This window comes from Microlunatus sp. GCM10028923 (assembly GCF_042666975.1).
GTDB lineage: Bacteria > Actinomycetota > Actinomycetes > Propionibacteriales > Propionibacteriaceae > Microlunatus.
The window spans coordinates 266,487-283,904 of sequence record NZ_JBHTFF010000001.1 but is presented as its reverse complement, the minus strand read 5'-3'; the positions used below and the strand labels follow the sequence as shown (position 1 = coordinate 283,904).

Genomic DNA, 17,418 nt, shown 5'->3' with positions numbered 1-17,418 from the left:
CATGATCATCGACGCACACCAGCACTTCTGGCGGCTGGGCGAAGCCGAGCAGCCGTGGCGGCGGGACTCCCATCACCGGATCGCCCGGGACTACCTGCCCGACGACCTGATCACCGCCGCCGCCGGCACGCCGGTCACCGGCACCGTCCTGGTCGAGTCGGTCGACGGCCCGGACGAGAACGACCGGCTGGCCGTCTTCGCCGAGCAGCCGCCGGTCGTCGGCGTGGTCGGCTGGCTGCCGCTGGCCGATCCGGCCGCCGCGCGGCGTGAGTTGGACCGGATCACCATCCCCAAGCTGTCCGGGGTGCGCTGCCTGATCGGCGCCGCTCCGATCGAGTGGACCCGCGACCCCGAGGTCCGGGCGCTGTTCGCCGAGTTGGCCGGCTGCGGACTCGCCTGGGACGTGGTGCCGGTGACGGCGGAGCAGGTCGAGGCGGTGATCGACCTCGCCGAGGCCGTACCGGAGCTCAAGATCGTTCTCGATCATCTCGCCCGGCCACCGGTCGAGACTGCCGGCTGGCAGCCCTGGGCCGATCAACTGGCCCGGCTGGCCGGCCTTCCGGCCGTCGCGATCAAGCTGTCGATCGGCCTGGATGTCCTGTCCGCCTGGGAATCCTGGCAGGCCGACGCGTTGCCCCGCTACGTCGAGTGGGCGATCCGGCGGTTCGGCCCGGAGCGGTGCATGCTCGCCTCGAACTGGCCCGTGGTCGAGCTGCGAGCCCCGTACGCCCGGGCCTGGCACGACGTGCGGTCCGTCGCCGCGGCCGTCTGCGACTCCCCCGGTCTGGCCGAGATCAGCGGCGGCACCGCCCGTCGCTGGTACGGCCTGCCTGATCATCCCCCAGCCGAGGAAACCCAACCCCCGAAGGAGATCCGCTGATCATGACCACCACGACCCCGACCTATCCGACCAAGGCCGATCCGCAGCGACTCGGCAGCCTGTACCGCTACCTGCGGGTGGTCGACGTCGTCGACGCGCTGGACGGCATCGGCTATTTCAACATCGGTCTGGTCTCGCCCGAGCTGCGCCCGATCTGGTCCGGGATGCGGTTCTTCGGCGAGGCGGCGACGATCCGCGCCGTACCGTCGAACAAGCCGATGTGGAAGCTGGACACCACCGAGGACATCGTCGCCGCGCACGGCCGCTGGTTCGCCAAGTATCCGCAGGCCAAGCTGCCCACGGATCTCACGCCCGGCCACGTGATCGTGATGGACTCCGGCGGCGGCCCCGAGACCGGCTACTGGGGCTCGGAGAACTCCCTCGGCGCGATCCTCGGCGGCGCCGTCGGCATCGTCACCGACGGCTACTGCCGCGACACCGCCGAGCTCGCCACCCAGCGCACGCCGATCGTGTCCCGCCACCGCGGCCGGACGATCATCCCGGGCCGGATCGAGGCGATCGAGACCCAGACCACGATCGCCTGCGGCGGCGCCCAGGTGAACCCGGGCGACATCGTCGGCGCCGATGACGACGGGGTGGTCGTGGTGCCCCAGGAGGTGGCGCTCGAGGTCGCCACCCACGCTCGCGCGATCCTGCTCAGCGACATGCGGGCCCGCCGGTCCAAGTACGAACGGCTCGGCCTGCCGCACGATCCGAGCATCGACGCGGACGCCGTCGAGGCCTACTACGACGGGGTCTAGCCTCGCCCGACACGGCCGGGCGGCCGTTCGGTTGGGTCAGCCCTGGTGCGGGTAGCCGTGGGTGGTCGGCGGGACAAGGGTCTCCTTGATCGACCGAGGGCTGACCCAGCGGATCAGGTTCCACGGCGAGCCGGCCTTGTCATTGGTGCCGGAACGCCGGGAGCCGCCGAACGGCTGCTGGCCGACGACCGCGCCGGTCGGCTTGTCGTTGACATAGAAGTTGCCGGCCGAGAAGCGGAGCGTCCGGGCGGCCTCGGCGACGGCGGCCCGGTCGTCGGCGATCACGGCTCCGGTCAGCCCGTACGGCGCGGCCTGGTCCACCTCGGCGAGGGTCGCGGAGAACGCGTCGTCCTCGTACACGTGGATGCCGAGGATCGGGCCGAAGTACTCGGTGGTGAAGATCTCGTTGCGCGGGTCGGTCGAGGCGATCAGGGTCGGCCGGACGTACCAGCCGGTCGAGTCGTCGGTCCGTCCGCCGGCCAGGATCTCGGTGTCGGCGTCGCCGCGGGCGCGCTCGATCGCGGCCGCCTGCTTCGCGTACGAGCGCTGGTCGATCACCGCCGAAGTGAAGTTTCCAAGATCACGAACGTCGCCGACCGGCAGCGCCTCGGTCTGCTCGATCAGGTCGGACTTGATCTTGTCCCAGACGCTGCGGGCCACGTAGGCGCGCGACGCGGCGGAACACTTCTGCCCCGAGTACTCGAAGGCGCCCCGGATCAGCGCGGTACGCAGCACGTCGGGGTCGGCGCTGGCGTGCGCGACCACGAAGTCCTTGCCGCCGGTCTCGCCGACGATCCGCGGGTAGGCCCGGTAGCGGGGCAGGTTGGCGCCGACGGTCCCCCACAGCTTCTGGAAGGTCGCCGTCGAGCCGGTGAAGTGGATCCCGGCCAGGTCCGGGTGGTGCAGCGCGACCGCGGACACGTCGATGCCGTCGCCGGGCAGCAGATTGATCACGCCGGCCGGCAGCCCCGCCGCCTGCAGCAACTCCATCGTGAACTGCGCCGCGAACTGCTGGGTCGGGCTCGGCTTCCAGAGCACGGTGTTGCCGAGCAGCGCCGGTGCGGTGGGCAGGTTGCCCGCGATGGCGGTGAAGTTGAACGGCGTGATCGCGTACACGAAACCATCCAGCGGCCGGTAGTCGGTCCGGTTCCAGACGCCGGGCGAGCTGTTCGGCTGCTGCTCGAGCAGCGTGCGGGCGAAGGAGACGTTGAACCGCCAGAAGTCGATCAGCTCGCAGGCCGCGTCGATCTCGGCCTGCTGCACCGTCTTGCCCTGGCCCAGCATGGTGGCCGCGTTCACGGTGTCCCGCCACGGCCCGGCCAGCAGGTCGGCCGCGCGCAGGAAGACCGCGGCCCGGTCGTCGAAGCTCGCCGCCGCCCAGTCGTGCCGGGCCCGCTGCGCCGCCTCGATCGCCGCGCCGGCGTCGGCCTGGCTGGCGGCCGCCGAGCGGCCCAGCAGGTGGCCGTGATCGGACGGCATCCGTACCTCGAACGGAGCGCCGCCGGGAGTCCGTGACTCGCCGCCGATGACGGCGGGCAGGTCGACCGGACCGGCGTCGGCCAGCTCGGACAGGCGGGCCACCAGGGACTCCCGCTCGGGGCTTCCCGGGGCGTAGCTACGGACCGGCTCGTTGACCGGATCGGGCACAAAAGTTACGGCGTCCACGGCGGCGAGGCTACTCCACGGACCGTCTCCGAAGCTTGTCGCGGGGAATCATTCTCCGCGAGGTCGTTCGGAGGTCCGGCCAACCTCACATCGCCTTCTTCTCCTCCGCACCCTCACGCCGCTTCTTGGCCGCCTCGACCGACGCCCGCAGCGCCGCCACCAGGTCGACCACCTCGGCCTCCTCCGGGGCCTCGGTCTCGACCGGCAACTCGACCCCGTCCAGCTTCGACTTGACCAGTTCCTCGATCGCCTCGCGGTACGCATCCGTGAACTGCGACGGGTCGAACTCGCCGGACAGCGCATCGATGAACGAGCGCGCCATGTCCACCTCGGCCTCGGAGACGGTCACCTCGGCCGGCGGCGCGGCGAACGCACCGTCGCGCAACTCGTCCGGCCAGAGCATCGTGTGCATCAGCAGCACGCCGTCCTTGGGCCGGATCAGCGCAATCGCCTCGCGGGACCGCAGCGCGACCTTGACCACGGCGCTCTGCCCGCTCTGGATCAGGGCGTCCCGGAGCAGCACGTACGGCTTCACGCCGGGCCCGTCCGCCTCCAGGAAGTACGTCTTCGCGAAGTAGGTGGGGTCGACCTCGTCCTCCGCCACGAACTGGACCACCTCGACCGACTTGGTCGTGGTCAGCGGCAGCGCGTCGAAGTCCTCCTTCTCCAGGATCACCATCCGGCCGTCCGCGGTCTCGTACCCCTTGGCGATCTCCGCGAACGGGACCTCCTTGTCGCACTTCTCGCAGACCCGCCGATACTTGATCCGGCCCCCGTCTTCGGGGTGCACCTGACGGAAGCTGACGTCCTTCTCCTCGGTCGCCGAATACAGCTTGATCGGAATGGTGACCAGGCCGAAGGAGATCGCGCCCTTCCAGATTGAACGAGGCATGACGCCAGTCTGCCCTACGCCGCCGACATTCCGGCCCGGTCAGGCCCCGGTCAGCCGCGTCCGGTCAGGCGCCGCGCGCGACGTCGTACCTCGGGTGACAGGTCCACCTCGCTGCCGATCAACTGCTCGGCCTGCTCGGCCGTCGGACGGCACCAGGCGGCGACCGTGACCGGGTGGTCCGGGCGCCGCACGATCCGGATCCGGGCGCCGGCCGCGATCTCCCCGACCCGCACCACCTTCAGGTAGGCACCGACCCGGCCCGAGGCCGCGAACTCGCGGTGAAAGCGTTCGATCCCAAGCCGCTCGCTCAGATTCGGGCACGGCGTCCGAGGCCCGCGCACCTCGATCCTGACCTGGTCGCCGATCGCCCAGACCTCCCCGATCCGGGCGCCGTTGACGTCAAGTCCGAGCGTGGTGAGGTTCTCGCCGAACAGACCCGGACCGAGCCGGCGCTGGAGCTCGGTCCACCACCAGGCGTAGTCCTCGAGCGCGTACGCGTACAAGGCCTTGTCCGGGCCGCCGTGAGCCGGAGCGCACTGCCGGTCGTCGGCCAGTCCCAGCTCGGTCACCGGGACCGGCCCGCGAACGGGGTGCTTGTCGATCGCGGTGTCGCCACGGTGGCCGGTCCGGAGTTCGCGGACCACGTTCACCGCGAGCAGTTCAGCCATGGTCGGACGAGGCGAGGGCGTCGAAGCCGGCGCAGCCGGCCGACGTCAGGGCGCCGGCCACCAGCGTCTTCCGATGGCCCCCGTAGGTCAGCACGTGGTTGATCAGGCCGAGGTACGTCATCGTGATCGGCGGCTCGCAGAGCGCGTCGACGAAGGTGTCGTCGCCGGACCCGTACTCGTCGGCCTGCCGTACGTGGGCGAGGAAAGCCGGGCCGACGCGGGCGAGGCGGGCCTCGAGGTCGGGAAGCGACTCATGCGCCTCGATCCCGAAGTCGTAGTCACCCATCCGGATCGCCTGGTTCCACATGTCCAGTTGGCCGACCAGCCGGGACAGCAGGCGGCGGATGGTCGGCAGGTCGTCGATCAGTTCGACCGAGAACTCGATCGGCCGGTCGAGCTGCTCGTCGGGCAGTTCCCGGGCCGCGGCGATCAGCCTCCCGATCGACTGAATGTGGCGATCGACCAGCGCGGTGAACATGGCGGTTGCCCCTTCCGGTTGCCGGGGTCCGGGCAGGAACAGCCCACCCGGTGGTGCGAAGTGGACACCGCTCGGGCCCGGCAGCCGGAGCTGGGTCGGCTCCGTCCGCCACACCGACGGACTGCTGCCGTACGCCTGCGCGAAGGCACGGGAGAACGCCTCGTGGGAGGAGTAGCCGGCCTCGATCGCGGCATCGAGGATCGTGCCGTCGCCGACGGTCAACCGCCAGGCAGCCCGCTCCAGCAGCACCCGGCGGCGCAACCGGATCGGCGATTCACCGCCGACCGCTGCCACCACCCGGTCCAGGTGGGATCGGGACAGGTGCAGCCGCTCCGCCAGTTCCGCCGGCGACAGATGCTCGTCCATCCCGTCGGCCAGTGCCTCGACGAAGGCAGCGAATCGGTCGTCCTGGGTGCCCATGCCCTCCATGCTGGCCCCATCCGGCCGACCGCCGCTTGATCCGGATCATCGTCCGGCGATCACGTCCCGGATCGGCTCCGGCCGGTGCGACCGGGTCGAGGCCATCGCCTGCAGCGCCATCACGGTGGCGTACAGCCCGTCGGTGACGTCGACCGGCGACGGCGCCTCCTCGCGGAGCGCCCGGAGCAGGTCCCGGCTCTCCTCGTGGAAGCCGGACTCGGTGCCGCGGAGGCGCAGCTTCTCCTGGCCGCCCTCGGTGTAGACCAGCGTGGTGAGCCGGTCGGTCAGGGTCACCGCACGCCCCTCCGCGAACAACTGCAGGAAGAACTTGCTGGTCACCTGCGGCGTGTCGCAGTCGCCCTGGATCCAGTTGCCGGCGACGTCGCCGTCGAACCGGAACACGGCGGACAGGTTGTCCACCACTCCGGTCGCCTGGTAGAAGTTGCCGCCGGCCGCGTACACCTCGATCGGGTCCCGGCCGGCCAGGAACCTGATCAGGTCCGTCGCGTGGCAGCCCTGGGCCAGCACGTTGCCGCCACCGCGGACCGGGTCGTTGACCCAGAGTTGATCACCCCAGCGGACGTCCATCAGCTGCATGGTGATCATGAGCGGGTCGCTGATCAACTCCCGCGCCTTGGCCAGCAGCTCGTAGTAGCGCATCTTGAACGCGACCATCAGCATCGCCGACGACGCGGCGGCGGCCTCGCGCACCTGGAGGCACTGCTCCAGCGTCATCGCCAGCGGCTTCTCCACCATCACGTGCTTTCCGGCGGCCAGGGCGCGGCAGCAGAGGTCGGCGTGGCTGTCGTGCTGGGTGGTCAGGTAGATGATCTTGACGGCGTCGTCGGCCAGGATCCGGTCGAACTCGGTGGTTCCGTAGCCGCCGAACTCGGTCGCCATCGCGTCGGCCCGGGCCTGGTCGAGGTCGCAGTACGCTATCGTCCGCAGGCCGTCGATCTCGGCGATGCAGCGGGCATGGGTCGCGCCCAGCCCGCCACAGCCGACGATGGCCACTCCGAAGTCGATCATGGTGTCCCCTCGAGTTCGTCGGACAGGATGCGGTTCAGCGAATAGCTGTCATCGAGGTGCCGGCTGAGCCAGAGCGCGGCGGCGCCGGCCGGCCCGTTTTCCTCACGGGTCAGGGAAAGCTGCAGTTCGCGCCGTGACTCGCTGAGGGCCCGGCGGCGTACCTCGGCCTCGATCGCGGCCAGCAGCGGCGCCCCGAGTCCGGTGGTCGGGCCGCCGATGATCACCGAGTCCGGGTTCAGCGTGTTGATCAGGTTGGCGATCACCAGGCCGAGGCTGCCGCCGACCTGGTCGACCGCGGCGAGGGCGATCGGGTCGCCGGCCGCGGCCGCCTCGCCGAGGATCGGTACGGTGAGCGAGGCCAGCGCTCCGTCGGTGCGCTGCCACAAGATCGACTCCTCCGGATGTTCGGCCTCCCGGAGCCGGGACCGGACCGCACCGAGGATCGCTTCCTGCGAGGCGTACGTGTGCAGGCAGCCCCGGTTGCCGCAGTTGCACAGCTCGCCGTCGGCGCGGACCGTGACATGGCCGATGTCGCCGGCGCTGCCGTCCCGGCCGAAGTAGAGCCGGCGGTCGATCACGATACCGGCGATGATCCCCGAGCCGAGGTAGACGTAGATCAGGTCCTGCGGGCCGTCCGGCTGGCCGTGCCCGATCACGCCGAGCGCGGCGACCTTGGCCCGGTTGGCGATCACCACCGGGATCCCGAGTTGATCTTCGAGGCGGTCGGCGACCGGCAGGTCCTGCCAGCCGTGGGTGAGCGCGACGACGACCCGGCGGCCGTCCCGGTCGACGTTGCCGGGGGTGCCCAGGCCGAGGCCGACGACCGGCGAGGTGGCCGCATCCCGTACCGTCCGGAAGCCGTCGGCGACGGCCGCCAGGACCCGGTCCGGGTCGGTGCCGGGCAGCGCCACCCGGTGCTGGTGGTACGGGTTGCCGTAGAGGTCGGTCAGGACGAACTCGCAGGCCTCGTCGTTGAGCTGGGCGCCGGCCACGGTCCGGGCCGCCGGATCGAACTCGAGCACGGCGCGGCTCCGGCCCCGGCCCTGCTGCAGCCGGCCGGTCTCCTTGATCAGACCGCGCTCCAGCAGATCGCCGACGATGACCGATACCGTGGCCTTGCTCAGGCCGGACCGCTGCAGCAGCTCGGTCCTGGTGGTCGGGCCGTCCCGCCGGACGGCGTCCAGCAGAGCGGCCGAGTTGACGTCGCGTACGCCTGCGGCAAGCCCTCTATTGTTCGCCACATCGAACAATATGTCAGCGTTCTGGCGCCCCAGTCAACGACTAGTCTCGCCGGAGCAACCTCAGTTAGATCGATTATTGATCGATATCTGCTAGATCGGGCGTGAGCTCTCCCGAACCTCCAGCGTGTACGGGACGGTCACCTGACTCGGCCCGGCGGCGGGGTCGGCCATCCGGGCCAGCAGCAGGTCGAGCGAGCTCTCGGCGATCCGCGCCTTGTCCGGCGCGATCGTGGACAGGGTCGGGATGCTGTAGTGGCCGTCGTCGATGTCGTCGAAGCCGACCACGGCGACGTCCTCGGGCACCCGGAGCCCCGCCTCGTGCAGGGCGCGCAGGGCACCGAGGGCGAGCAGGTCGTTGTAGCAGAACAGCGCGTCGGGCGGGTCGCCCTGCTGCAGCAGCTGCCGGACCGCCATGGCGCCGTTGGTCCGGTGGTAACCGTGGGTGATCACGACCAGGTCCTCGTCGTACGGCAGCCCGGCCTGGTCGAGCGCCTGCCGATAGCCCTCGGACCGCAGCGCCGCCGTACCGGTCTCGGTCCGGTGCCCGAGCGCCGCGATCCGGCGCCGGCCCTGGTCGGCCAGGTGGCGGGTGGCGGCCGTCGCGGCGGCGACGTTGTCGATCCCGACGTGGTCGATGCCGCGGCCGGTGATCCGCTCGCCGAGCAGGACCAGCGGCGTCCGGTCCCGGCGCTGCTCGAACTCGGCGCGGTCGGTCCGCAGCGGGCTGAACAGGATGCCGTCGACCATGCCCGGGTTCATCCCGCCGAGCACGAACCGCTCCGCGTCCGCGTCGCCCTCGGTCTGGTCGATCAGCACCGTGTAGCCGCGCCGGCGGGCGGCCTGCACGACCAGCCGGACCAGCTCCGCGAAGTACGGGACGTCGATCTCCGGGACCGCCAGCGCGATCAGCCCGCCGCGGCGGAGCCGGAGGTTGCGGGCGCTCAGGTTCGGCCGGTAGCCGAGTTCGTCGATCGCCTGCCGCACCCGGTCCCGGGTCGCCGTCGCGACCGGCCGGTTGCCGGACAGCACGTTGGACACGGTGGTCGGCGAGACGCGGGCCAGGGCGGCGACGTCACGGACACTGGCGGACCGATGCTCGGTGTCCGATTGCTGGTCGACCATGTCCGTAATCCTGACAGACCGGCCGGGATCGCCGGTTTCGGACGGGCTGCCGCGGTTCAGGAGAGGCGGTCCAGCTCGGTCGGGTCGTACCAGAGCAGGTCATGATCATCGAGCAGCGCGCCGACCTCGGGCCGGTCGAGCGCGTCGGCGACCGACTCCCCCGGCCGTACCACCGCGGCCGCCTTCCGGACGGCTTCGGCCGCGTCCGGCTCGTCGAGATAGAGCGCCCAGACCCGGTCCCAGGTCAGGCCGGTCACCTCGACCGCTCCGTACGGGTCGGCCAGGTCGGTCACCCGGCCGGCGTCCGCGGCCAGCACCAGCCGCCGGCCGCCGGCCGCGTCGTCGCCGGTCAGCAGCGCCTGCACCCCGGCGTGGCTGAGCGCGGTGTAGCCGGCGTCCTCGGCGTCCTTCGGCGTGAACCCGGCCGCGGCGAGCAGGGCCGGCGTGACTGCGGAGCCGCGCCGGTTCGGCAGTGTGCCGCCGTCCCGCAGCCCGGTGGCCTCGGCCACCGACGCCGGTACGTAGATGATCATGAATCGCCTCGCTGCCGGGCCTCGGTCAGCTCGCTGAGCTCGGCCAGCGCGTCGACCAGGGACTGGGTCAGTACGTCGAGGTCGCTGATCGCGTCCCGGTCCGCGGTCAGCCCGAAGAACACCTCGCCGTCGTAGGAGGTGACGCCGATGGCCAGCAGGTGCCCGGCGGTCAGCGGCAGCACCGGGTAGCTGGCCGCCAGCCGCTCGCCGGCCGCGTACATGGGCCGCTGCGGGCCGGGCACGTTGGTGATCAACAGGTCGTGCCGGGCCCGGATCACCTCGCCGGCGACCCGGACGCCGAGCGCGTGGATCGTGGTCGGCGCGAAGCCGGCGATGTCGGTCAGGGTGCGGGCGTCGACCGCGCGGCCGGTGTCCTTGTGCGCCTGCGTCGCGTACGCGATCTGGTGCAACCGGATCAGCGGGTTCGGTTCGCCCACCGGCAGCGTCTGCACGTGCGGCGCGACCTGGCTGCCCAGCGAGGTCGGCTCGCCGTCGTCCTCGGTGACGCTCATTGGCACCACCGCCCGGACCACGGTCTGCGGGCTGACCGGCTCGCCGCGGGCCAGTAGCCAGCCGCGCAGGCCGCCGGCGATCACGGCCAGGATCACGTCGTTGACGGTGTGATCATGCTCGGCCCTGATCTTGCGCAGGTCGGCCAGCGGCAGCGAGACGCCGGCGTAGCGACGTTGCTCGGACAGCACCCCGGTCAGCGGCGACGTGGTCGGCGGCCGGGTCCCGCGCAGCGCGTCGCCGGCCAGTTCGCCGAGCGCCCCGGCGATGCCGCCGACCGCCTCACCGATCGCGATCGCCGTACCGAGCGCTCCGGTCAGCGCGCCGCGGACGTTCTCCACCGCCAGCTCCGGATTCCGTACCCCGTCCAGCACCGAGGAGATCAACAACTCGGCGTCCGACGGCTCCGGGACCGGGTGCCAGTTCGCGCTGCCGAACCCGTCCGGCGGCGGGTCCTGCTCGTCCTCCAGCAGCACCTGACCAAGATCGACTCCGTCCACGCCGTCGATCAGCAGCAGGTGCGACTTGGCCACCAGGGCGAACCGGTTTCCGGCCAGACCCTCGACCAGATAGACCTCCCACAGCGGGCGGGACCGGTCCAGCCGGCGGGCCAGCACCCGGCCGACGAACTCCCGCAGCTGCTCCATCGTGCCCGGCCGCGGCAGTGCGGAGCGGCGGACGTGGAAGGTGAGGTCGAAGTGCTCGTCGTCCACCCAGACCGGTCCGGCCAGGTTCGCCGGCAGGAAGCGCAGCCGCTGCCGGTAGCGCGGCACGTAGGCCAGCCGCTCCCGGATCAGCCCGATCAGCCGCTCGTAGTTGAACCCGTCACCGTCCGTGGCGAAGATGTCCACGGTCCCGATGTGCCCCGGCGCGCGCGCCGTGTCGAGCGCGAGGACCGACACCTCCTCGGGCTTCAGCCGTTGCGGCATCCCACCTCCGATCTCGCGTCCCGCCGTTTCCCGACCACCGTACTACCCGGACCCGGGCCGATGACCGAGACTGATCACCATGACTTCACCCGACTCCCCCGTCCGCGCCGGGATCATCGGCTTCGGCTGGATGGGCCAGGTGCACGCCCGGGCGTACCGCCGGCTCGCCCAGCACTACCCCGACCTGCCGGCCCCGGAACTGGTCGCCGTGGCCGAGATCAACGGCGGGGAACGGATCCGGAGACTCTGCGCCGGTTACGGCGTCGACACCGTGCTGGACGACTGGCGCGCGCTGCTGGACCGGGATGATCTTGACCTGGTCAGCGTCACCACACCCAACTTCCTGCACGCCGAGGTCGGCGCCGCGGTGGCGAAGAGCGGTCGGCATCTCTGGCTGGAGAAGCCGGCCGGGCGTGATCTTGCCGAGACGACGGCCATCGCGGACGCGGTCACCGCGGCCGGGGTCCGGTCGGCGGTCGGCTTCAACTACCGCTACGCACCGGCCGTCGAGGCGGCCCGGGAGTTGATCAAGGACGGCCGGCTGGGCCGGGTCACCATGGTGTCGATCCGGATGCTGGCCGACTACTCCGCCGATCCCGGCGGCGCGTTCTCGTGGCGGTTCGACCGATCACTGTCCGGCAGCGGCGTCCTCGGCGACCTGGTCTGCCACGGAGTTGATCTTGGTCGCTACCTGGTCGGCGAGATCGAGTCGGTGATCGCCGACGACGCGATCTTCATCACCGAGCGGCCGGAGGCGACCGGGGCGACGTCGCACTTCGCCCAGGGCAGCGGACCGTCGCGGCCGGTGCAGAATGAGGACTACCTGTCCGCCCTGCTGCGCTTCGCCGGCGGCGCCCGCGGCGTGCTCGAGTCCTGCCGGACCTCGGTCGGTGATCAGTGCCGGTACGGGTTCGAGGTGCGCGGCACCGAGGGCGCGGTGGCCTGGGACTTCCGCCGGATGGGCGAGCTCCAGGTCTGCCTGGACGGCGGCCGGGCCGGCGCCGCGTACCGCACCGTGCTGGTCGGGCCCGAGGCCGGTGACCTCGGCGCGTACCAGCCGGCGCCGGGCATCGCGCTGTCGTACGACGACCTGAAGGTGATCGAACTGCACCGGTTGATCACCGCGATCCGCGCCGGCTCCGCGGCCCCCAACGGAACCCCGGCGGGCGCGACCATGATCGACGCCGTCGCGGCCGCGCGGGTCGGCGCCGCTCTGAGCCGTTCCATCGCCCAGAAATCCTGGGTGGACGTCGGCTGAGCAGGCTTACCATGTCAGCCATGGCCAGCCGCCGCCTCGACATCACGCTGGACCGGTCCGCGGCGGAACCGTTGTATCTCCAGCTGTCCCGGGCGATCGAGCGGGCCATCGCGACCGGCGAACTCGCCGACGGCGACCGGCTGGAGAACGAGCTCTCGCTGACCGACCGGCTCGGCGTCTCCCGGCCGACGGCGCGGCAGGCGATCCAGGAACTGGTCAACAAGGGGCTGCTGGTCCGCAAGCGCGGCGTCGGCACCCAGGTGGTCCGGTCCAGGTTCAGCCGCGACGAACGGCTGTCCAGCCTGTTCGACGACCTGGTCGAGGCCGGCAAGACGCCGACCACCCGGCTGCTCGACTTCCGGGTCGGCCCGTTGCCGGCCGAGATCGCCCAGCGGGTGTCGCTGCCGGCCGACGAGCCGTACCTGCAACTCCGGCGGCTGCGGCTGGCCGACGACCTCCCGCTGGCGGTGCTGGCCAACTACCTGCCGGCCCGGATCGAACTCGACCCGGCCGACCTGGAGCGGTACGGCCTCTACCCGTGCCTGCGCCGGGCCGGGGTGAACCTCAAGCTGGCGCACCAGCGGGTCGGGGCGAGGCTGGCCAGCGAGGACGAGGCGGACCTGCTCGGCGCCATGCCGCCACTCGCCTGCCTGACCGCCGACCGGCTGGCCTACGACGACTCCGGCCGGCTGGTCGAATACGGCCGGCACATCTACCACGCCGCGCGCTACAGCATCCGGTCGTCCCTGGCCGTCTAGGACTCGGCGGCGCCGCCGCGGTCGACGACCGGCGGATCGACCGACCACGGGAAGGTGATCCAGTGGTCCGTCGTCGCCCACGCGTAGTCGGGGTCGACGATCGACTGGGACTTCCGGTAGAGCACGGCGGTCCGGGCCTCGGCGACGTGGCCGCGGCAGAAGTCGTGCACGAGTTCCAGCGTCTTCCCGGTGTCGGCGACGTCGTCGACGACCAGCACCTTGGCGTTGTCCAGGTCGGTCGCGTCGAGGAACGGCGGCAGCATCACCGGCACGTCCAGGCGCTCGTCGATCCCGGTGTAGAACTCGACGCTGATCGTGAACAGGTTCTTGCAGTCCAGCGCGTACGCGAGCGCACCGGCCGGGATCAGCCCGCCCCGGGAGATGCCGAGCACGATGTCGGGCCGGAACCCGCTCTCGGCGACCGACGCGGACAGCGCCCGGCTCGCCGTACCGAAGATCGGCCAGGTCATCGCTTCGCGCTCGGCGGTCACCATGGCGATCACCCTAAACCGGGAACATGACGATCGAATGTCAACGAGCCGCACTGTCCCGCCGCGGAACGCCGACCGGGCAGTTCCGCAGCGACACGCCGCCGAAACGGCTGCTTTTGTGCCCGGTCGGCAGGTGGGGGTGGACGCGGGGACGGGGGTCGGGTTGGGGTGGGGGGATGTCAGGGCCACGTCTGCTGCCGGCGGTCGAGTCGCGGCCGGCCGCGATCGGCTGGTTCGCCTCGCTGACCCGTCCGATCGCGGTGCCGGCCGGTCAGCCGCCTTTGCTCGACGCGCCCGACGGGCCGGAGCCGCCGGCCGTGTTCATGGACCGGCCCGCCGAGACCGGGCCGGTGTGGCAGGCGACGCCCGACCAGCGGCTGCCGGACGCCGCGAACTGGGCGGCCTCGCTGGCCCTGGCGGCGGTCGAGGTGGTCCGGGGCCGGCGGCCGCTCGGGCAGCTGTCCCGCTGGCTCGACGATGATCAACTCGACCGGCTGGCCGGGCTCGCCGCACGGCCGAGCCTGGTGCCGACGATCCCGCGCGGCGGGCCGGTCCGGCAGGCCTGGGTGCAGTCGGCCCGGGCCCAGCATCCGTCGGACCTGGTCGCCGAGGCCGCCGTACACGTCCGGATCGGGCCGGCCTCGGTTCCGGTCGCGCTGCGACTGGAGGTGAACTACGACCGGTGGCTGGTCACGGACCTGCGGCTGTGCTGATCCGGGATCAGCGCTGCGCGCTGGACCGGCCGTGGCACAGCTTGAACTTCTTGCCGGAGCCGCACGGGCAGGGCGCGTTCCGGGACGCGTTGGCGTACGGGTCGTCCTCGGACTTCTTCGCCGACTGTGCCTTCCCGTCGGTGCCCGATCCCGAGTACGACAGCTGCCGCGACCGGCCGCCGCCTTCCAGGCCCTTGCCGCGCAGCCGCGGTCGCCCGCCGGCGCCGACGGTCTCCGGCTCCTTGTCGTCCTCGGACTCCGCGAGGTCGGCGGCCGCACCCGCGGCCAGCTCCTCGTTGGTCGGCTCCTCGACCCGGTTCACCTCGACGCCGGGGCCGTCCGGATCCGGACCGGACTCGATCCGCGGCTTCGACTTCGCCTTGCTCCGGGACTTCCCGCCGGCCTTGCCGTTGGTCCGGCCGGCACCGTTCTGGCCGGATCCGTTCTGGCCCGAGCCGACCTGCACCGGAGCGCCGTCGGCATCGGTCGCGACGCCGACCTTCGCGGCCGGCTCGACCTCGACCTCGATGTGGAACACGAACCCGACGACCTCCTCCATGAAGGCGGCCATCATCGCGTTGAACATCGCGCCGCCCTCGCGCTGGTACTCGACCAGCGGATCGCGCTGCGCCATCGCGCGCAGGCCGATGCCCTCGCGCAGGTAGTCCATCTCGTAGAGGTGTTCCCGCCACTTGCGGTCCAGCACGGTGAGCAGCACCCGCCGCTCCAGCTCCCGCATCACCTCGGCGCCGAGCTCCTCCTCGCGCTTGTCGTACGCGGCGGCGGCGTCGGCCTTGAAGTCGTCGATCAGCGTCTGCCGATCAAGATCATCGGTGTCGTAGTCCTCGAGCTTCAGCGAGACCGGATACAGCGTCTTGACGTTGGTCCAGAGCTGCTCGAGGTCCCACTCGTCGGCGAACCCCTCGGTGGCGTTCGTGACGTACTGCTCGACCACGGTGTCCACGGTGTTGCGCAGCTGCTGCTCGACGTCGGCGCCCTCGAGCACCTTCCGCCGGTCGCCGTAGACGGCGTGCCGCTGGCGGTTCATCACGTCGTCGTACTTGAGGATGTTCTTCCGGGTCTCGAAGTTCTGCGACTCGACCTGGGCCTGCGCGCTGGCGATCGACGACGAGACCCGCTTGTTCTCGATCGGCTGGTCGTCGGGCACCTTGAGCGCCTGCAGCACCCACTCGACGATGTCGGACTTGAATAGCCGCATCAGGTCGTCGCCCAGCGACAGGTAGAACCGGCTCTCGCCCGGGTCGCCCTGCCGGCCGGACCGGCCGCGCAGCTGGTTGTCGATCCGCCGCGACTCGTGCCGCTCCGAGCCGACCACGTACAGCCCGCCCAGCTCGACCACCTCGTCGTGCTCGGACTTGGTGGCCTCCTCGAGCTCCTCGAGCACCTCCGGGTAGAGCTTCTCGTACTCCTCGGAGTGCTCGACCGGGTCGATGCCCTTGTCCTGCAGCTGCTTGTCGGCCATGAACTCGGGGTTGCCGCCGAGCATGATGTCGGTACCGCGGCCGGCCATGTTGGTGGCCACCGTGACGGCGGACTTGCGGCCGGCCATGGCGACGATCGCCGCCTCCCGGTCATGCTGCTTCGCGTTCAGCACCTCGTGCTTGACGCCGGCCTTCTTCAGCAGGGCGGACAGGATCTCCGACTTGGCCACCGAGGCGGTGCCGATCAGGATCGGCTGGCCCTGCTCGTGCCGCTCCACCACGTCCTCGACGATGGCGGCGAACTTCGCTTCCTCGGTCCGGTAGATGTAGTCACGCTGGTCCTCGCGGACCATCGGCTCGTTGGTCGGGATCGGGACCACGCCGAGGCCGTAGATCTTCTGGAACTCCGCAGCCTCCGTCATCGCCGTGCCGGTCATGCCGGCCAGCTTGCTGTACATCCGGAAGTAGTTCTGCAGCGTGATCGTGGCGAGGGTCTGGTACTCCTCGCGGATCTGCACCTTCTCCTTGGCCTCGATCGCCTGGTGCAGGCCCTCGTTGTAGCGCCGCCCGACCAGCGTCCGGCCGGTGTGCTCGTCGACGATCAGCACCTCGCCCTCGACGACCACGTAGTCCTTGTCCTTCTTGAACAGGTCCTTGGCCTTGAGTGCGTTGTTCAGGTACGAGATCAGCGGCGTGTTCGCGGACTCGTACAGGTTCTCGATGCCGAGCCGGTCCTCGACCACCTCGATGCCGGTCTCCAGGATCGCGACGGTGCGCTTCTTCTCGTCCACCTCGTAGTGCACGTCCCGCTGCAGCCGGTCGACCAGCTTGGCGAACTGCGGGTACCACTCGTGGCTGTCCTCGGCCGGGCCCGAGATGATCAGCGGCGTCCGCGCCTCGTCGATCAGGATCGAGTCGACCTCGTCCACGATCGCGAAGTGGTGCCCGCGCTGCACGCAGTCGCTCAGCTGCAGCGCCATGTTGTCGCGCAGGTAGTCGAAGCCGAACTCGTTGTTGGTGCCGTACGTGATGTCCGCCGCGTACGCCTTCCGACGCTCGGCGGGCGTCATCGCCGACAGGATGACGCCGACCTCGAGCCCCAGGAAGTGGTGGATCCGGCCCATCTGCTCGGACTGGGTCTTGGCCAGGTAGTCGTTCACGGTGATGACGTGGACGCCCTTGCCGCTGAGCGCGTTCAGGTACGACGCCAGCACCGCGACCAGGGTCTTGCCCTCACCGGTCTTCATCTCGGCGATGTTGCCGAGGTGCAGCGCCGCCCCGCCCATCAGCTGCACGTCGAAGTGCCGCTTGCCGAGCACCCGCCGGCTGGCCTCGCGGACCGTCGCGAAGGCCTCCGGCATCAGGTCGTCGAGACTGGCGCCGTCCTCGAGTTTCTTCTTGAACTCGTCGGTCTGGGAGCGCAGTTCCTCGTCCGACATCTCCTCGAAGTCGGATTCGATCTTCGTGACATAGTCGGCAATCGCCTTGAGCCGGCGCAGCGTCTTGCCCTCGCCGACCCGCAGCAACCTATCCATCAAGCCCACGGCGGTCTTGGCTCCCTTGTATTGACGATCCCGGATTTCGCCGCGCGTCACCTGGCGCCGGCGCCTCCCTATCGTAGGCCAGCA

At 70.8% G+C, this 17,418-nt stretch carries 16 protein-coding genes; 5 read left to right on the top strand and 11 right to left on the bottom strand.

Annotation, left to right across the window (positions count from 1 at the left end):
• Position 1: 1 nt before the first annotated feature.
• Together ACFQU4_RS01280 and ACFQU4_RS01275 are read left to right on the top strand one after the other, a co-directional pair.
• Positions 2-880 (top strand): amidohydrolase family protein, encoded by an 879-nt coding sequence (locus ACFQU4_RS01280; RefSeq protein ID WP_377485877.1) that lies wholly within the window; start codon positions 2-4, stop codon positions 878-880.
• Positions 881-882: 2 nt separating this feature from the next.
• Entirely contained in the window at positions 883-1,641 is a 759-nt protein-coding gene (locus ACFQU4_RS01275; RefSeq protein ID WP_377485875.1) for an RraA family protein, read from the top strand.
• Positions 1,642-1,677: 36 nt separating this feature from the next.
• Here the strand turns inward: ACFQU4_RS01275 and pruA are convergent, their stop codons facing one another.
• The 9 genes from pruA to ACFQU4_RS01230 form a co-directional block, all read right to left on the bottom strand.
• Positions 1,678-3,306: an L-glutamate gamma-semialdehyde dehydrogenase gene (gene pruA / locus ACFQU4_RS01270; protein ID WP_377485873.1), complete on the bottom strand. Its 1,629-nt coding sequence runs from the start codon at positions 3,304-3,306 to the stop codon at positions 1,678-1,680.
• Between the two features lie 85 nt (positions 3,307-3,391).
• Entirely contained in the window at positions 3,392-4,198 is an 807-nt protein-coding gene (locus ACFQU4_RS01265; protein WP_377485871.1) for a Ku protein, read from the bottom strand.
• Between the two features lie 50 nt (positions 4,199-4,248).
• A complete protein-coding gene (locus ACFQU4_RS01260) occupies positions 4,249-4,866 on the bottom strand; it encodes an MOSC domain-containing protein (RefSeq protein ID WP_377485869.1) in 618 nt (205 codons plus the stop codon).
• Entirely contained in the window at positions 4,859-5,764 is a 906-nt protein-coding gene (locus ACFQU4_RS01255) for a helix-turn-helix domain-containing protein (RefSeq protein ID WP_377485867.1), read from the bottom strand. The genes ACFQU4_RS01260 and ACFQU4_RS01255 overlap by 8 nt, the downstream gene beginning before the upstream one ends.
• Before the next feature lie 45 nt (positions 5,765-5,809).
• Positions 5,810-6,793 (bottom strand): Gfo/Idh/MocA family protein, encoded by a 984-nt coding sequence (locus tag ACFQU4_RS01250; protein WP_377485865.1) that lies wholly within the window; start codon positions 6,791-6,793, stop codon positions 5,810-5,812.
• Complete coding sequence (locus tag ACFQU4_RS01245; RefSeq protein ID WP_377485863.1) at positions 6,790-8,034, bottom strand: ROK family protein; 1,245 nt, start codon at positions 8,032-8,034, stop codon at positions 6,790-6,792. The genes ACFQU4_RS01250 and ACFQU4_RS01245 overlap by 4 nt, the downstream gene beginning before the upstream one ends.
• A 90-nt stretch (positions 8,035-8,124) precedes the next feature.
• On the bottom strand, positions 8,125-9,156 hold the full coding sequence (locus ACFQU4_RS01240) for a LacI family DNA-binding transcriptional regulator (RefSeq protein ID WP_377485861.1): 1,032 nt from the start codon (positions 9,154-9,156) through the stop codon (positions 8,125-8,127).
• 56 nt (positions 9,157-9,212) lie between these two features.
• Positions 9,213-9,689 carry a DUF6912 family protein gene (locus ACFQU4_RS01235; RefSeq protein ID WP_377485859.1) on the bottom strand — a complete coding sequence of 159 codons (477 nt, stop codon included), beginning with the start codon at positions 9,687-9,689 and terminating at the stop codon, positions 9,213-9,215.
• The gene (locus ACFQU4_RS01230) at positions 9,686-11,128 is read right to left on the bottom strand and encodes a wax ester/triacylglycerol synthase family O-acyltransferase (RefSeq protein ID WP_377485857.1); all 1,443 of its coding nucleotides are present in this window, start codon (positions 11,126-11,128) and stop codon (positions 9,686-9,688) included. The genes ACFQU4_RS01235 and ACFQU4_RS01230 overlap by 4 nt, the downstream gene beginning before the upstream one ends.
• Before the next feature lie 79 nt (positions 11,129-11,207).
• Here ACFQU4_RS01230 and ACFQU4_RS01225 point away from each other — a divergent pair, with 79 nt between their 5' ends.
• Together ACFQU4_RS01225 and ACFQU4_RS01220 are read left to right on the top strand one after the other, a co-directional pair.
• Positions 11,208-12,386: a Gfo/Idh/MocA family protein gene (locus tag ACFQU4_RS01225; protein ID WP_377485855.1), complete on the top strand. Its 1,179-nt coding sequence runs from the start codon at positions 11,208-11,210 to the stop codon at positions 12,384-12,386.
• Positions 12,387-12,406: 20 nt separating this feature from the next.
• On the top strand, positions 12,407-13,144 hold the full coding sequence (locus tag ACFQU4_RS01220; RefSeq protein WP_377485853.1) for a GntR family transcriptional regulator: 738 nt from the start codon (positions 12,407-12,409) through the stop codon (positions 13,142-13,144).
• Here the strand turns inward: ACFQU4_RS01220 and ACFQU4_RS01215 are convergent.
• Positions 13,141-13,635 carry a phosphoribosyltransferase gene (locus ACFQU4_RS01215; RefSeq protein WP_377487323.1) on the bottom strand — a complete coding sequence of 165 codons (495 nt, stop codon included), beginning with the start codon at positions 13,633-13,635 and terminating at the stop codon, positions 13,141-13,143. The two genes, ACFQU4_RS01220 and ACFQU4_RS01215, sit on opposite strands and share 4 nt — an antisense overlap.
• 176 nt (positions 13,636-13,811) lie before the next feature.
• Here ACFQU4_RS01215 and ACFQU4_RS01210 point away from each other — a divergent pair, with 176 nt between their 5' ends.
• Positions 13,812-14,348, top strand: a complete 537-nt coding sequence (locus ACFQU4_RS01210; protein ID WP_377485851.1) for an Rv3235 family protein — start codon at positions 13,812-13,814, stop codon at positions 14,346-14,348.
• Positions 14,349-14,355: 7 nt separating this feature from the next.
• On the opposite strand, the gene secA is transcribed toward ACFQU4_RS01210, so the two are convergent.
• A complete protein-coding gene (secA, locus tag ACFQU4_RS01205) occupies positions 14,356-17,325 on the bottom strand; it encodes a preprotein translocase subunit SecA (protein ID WP_377485849.1) in 2,970 nt (989 codons plus the stop codon).
• Between the last annotated feature and the right edge of the window lie 93 nt (positions 17,326-17,418).

What these genes read in the sequence shown, in the direction of transcription:
- ACFQU4_RS01280 (WP_377485877.1), top strand. Translation starts at nt 2, where the DNA reads ATGATCATCGACGCACACCAGCACTTCTGGCGGCTGGGCGAAGCCGAG.
- ACFQU4_RS01275 (WP_377485875.1), top strand. Translation starts at nt 883, where the DNA reads ATGACCACCACGACCCCGACCTATCCGACCAAGGCCGATCCGCAGCGA.
- ACFQU4_RS01265 (WP_377485871.1), bottom strand. Translation starts at nt 4,198, where the DNA reads ATGCCTCGTTCAATCTGGAAGGGCGCGATCTCCTTCGGCCTGGTCACC.
- ACFQU4_RS01260 (WP_377485869.1), bottom strand. Translation starts at nt 4,866, where the DNA reads ATGGCTGAACTGCTCGCGGTGAACGTGGTCCGCGAACTCCGGACCGGC.
- ACFQU4_RS01255 (WP_377485867.1), bottom strand. Translation starts at nt 5,764, where the DNA reads ATGGGCACCCAGGACGACCGATTCGCTGCCTTCGTCGAGGCACTGGCC.
- ACFQU4_RS01250 (WP_377485865.1), bottom strand. Translation starts at nt 6,793, where the DNA reads ATGATCGACTTCGGAGTGGCCATCGTCGGCTGTGGCGGGCTGGGCGCG.
- ACFQU4_RS01240 (WP_377485861.1), bottom strand. Translation starts at nt 9,156, where the DNA reads ATGGTCGACCAGCAATCGGACACCGAGCATCGGTCCGCCAGTGTCCGT.
- ACFQU4_RS01235 (WP_377485859.1), bottom strand. Translation starts at nt 9,689, where the DNA reads ATGATCATCTACGTACCGGCGTCGGTGGCCGAGGCCACCGGGCTGCGG.
- ACFQU4_RS01230 (WP_377485857.1), bottom strand. Translation starts at nt 11,128, where the DNA reads ATGCCGCAACGGCTGAAGCCCGAGGAGGTGTCGGTCCTCGCGCTCGAC.
- ACFQU4_RS01225 (WP_377485855.1), top strand. Translation starts at nt 11,208, where the DNA reads ATGACTTCACCCGACTCCCCCGTCCGCGCCGGGATCATCGGCTTCGGC.
- ACFQU4_RS01220 (WP_377485853.1), top strand. Translation starts at nt 12,407, where the DNA reads ATGGCCAGCCGCCGCCTCGACATCACGCTGGACCGGTCCGCGGCGGAA.
- ACFQU4_RS01210 (WP_377485851.1), top strand. Translation starts at nt 13,812, where the DNA reads ATGTCAGGGCCACGTCTGCTGCCGGCGGTCGAGTCGCGGCCGGCCGCG.
- secA (WP_377485849.1), bottom strand. Translation starts at nt 17,325, where the DNA reads ATGGATAGGTTGCTGCGGGTCGGCGAGGGCAAGACGCTGCGCCGGCTC.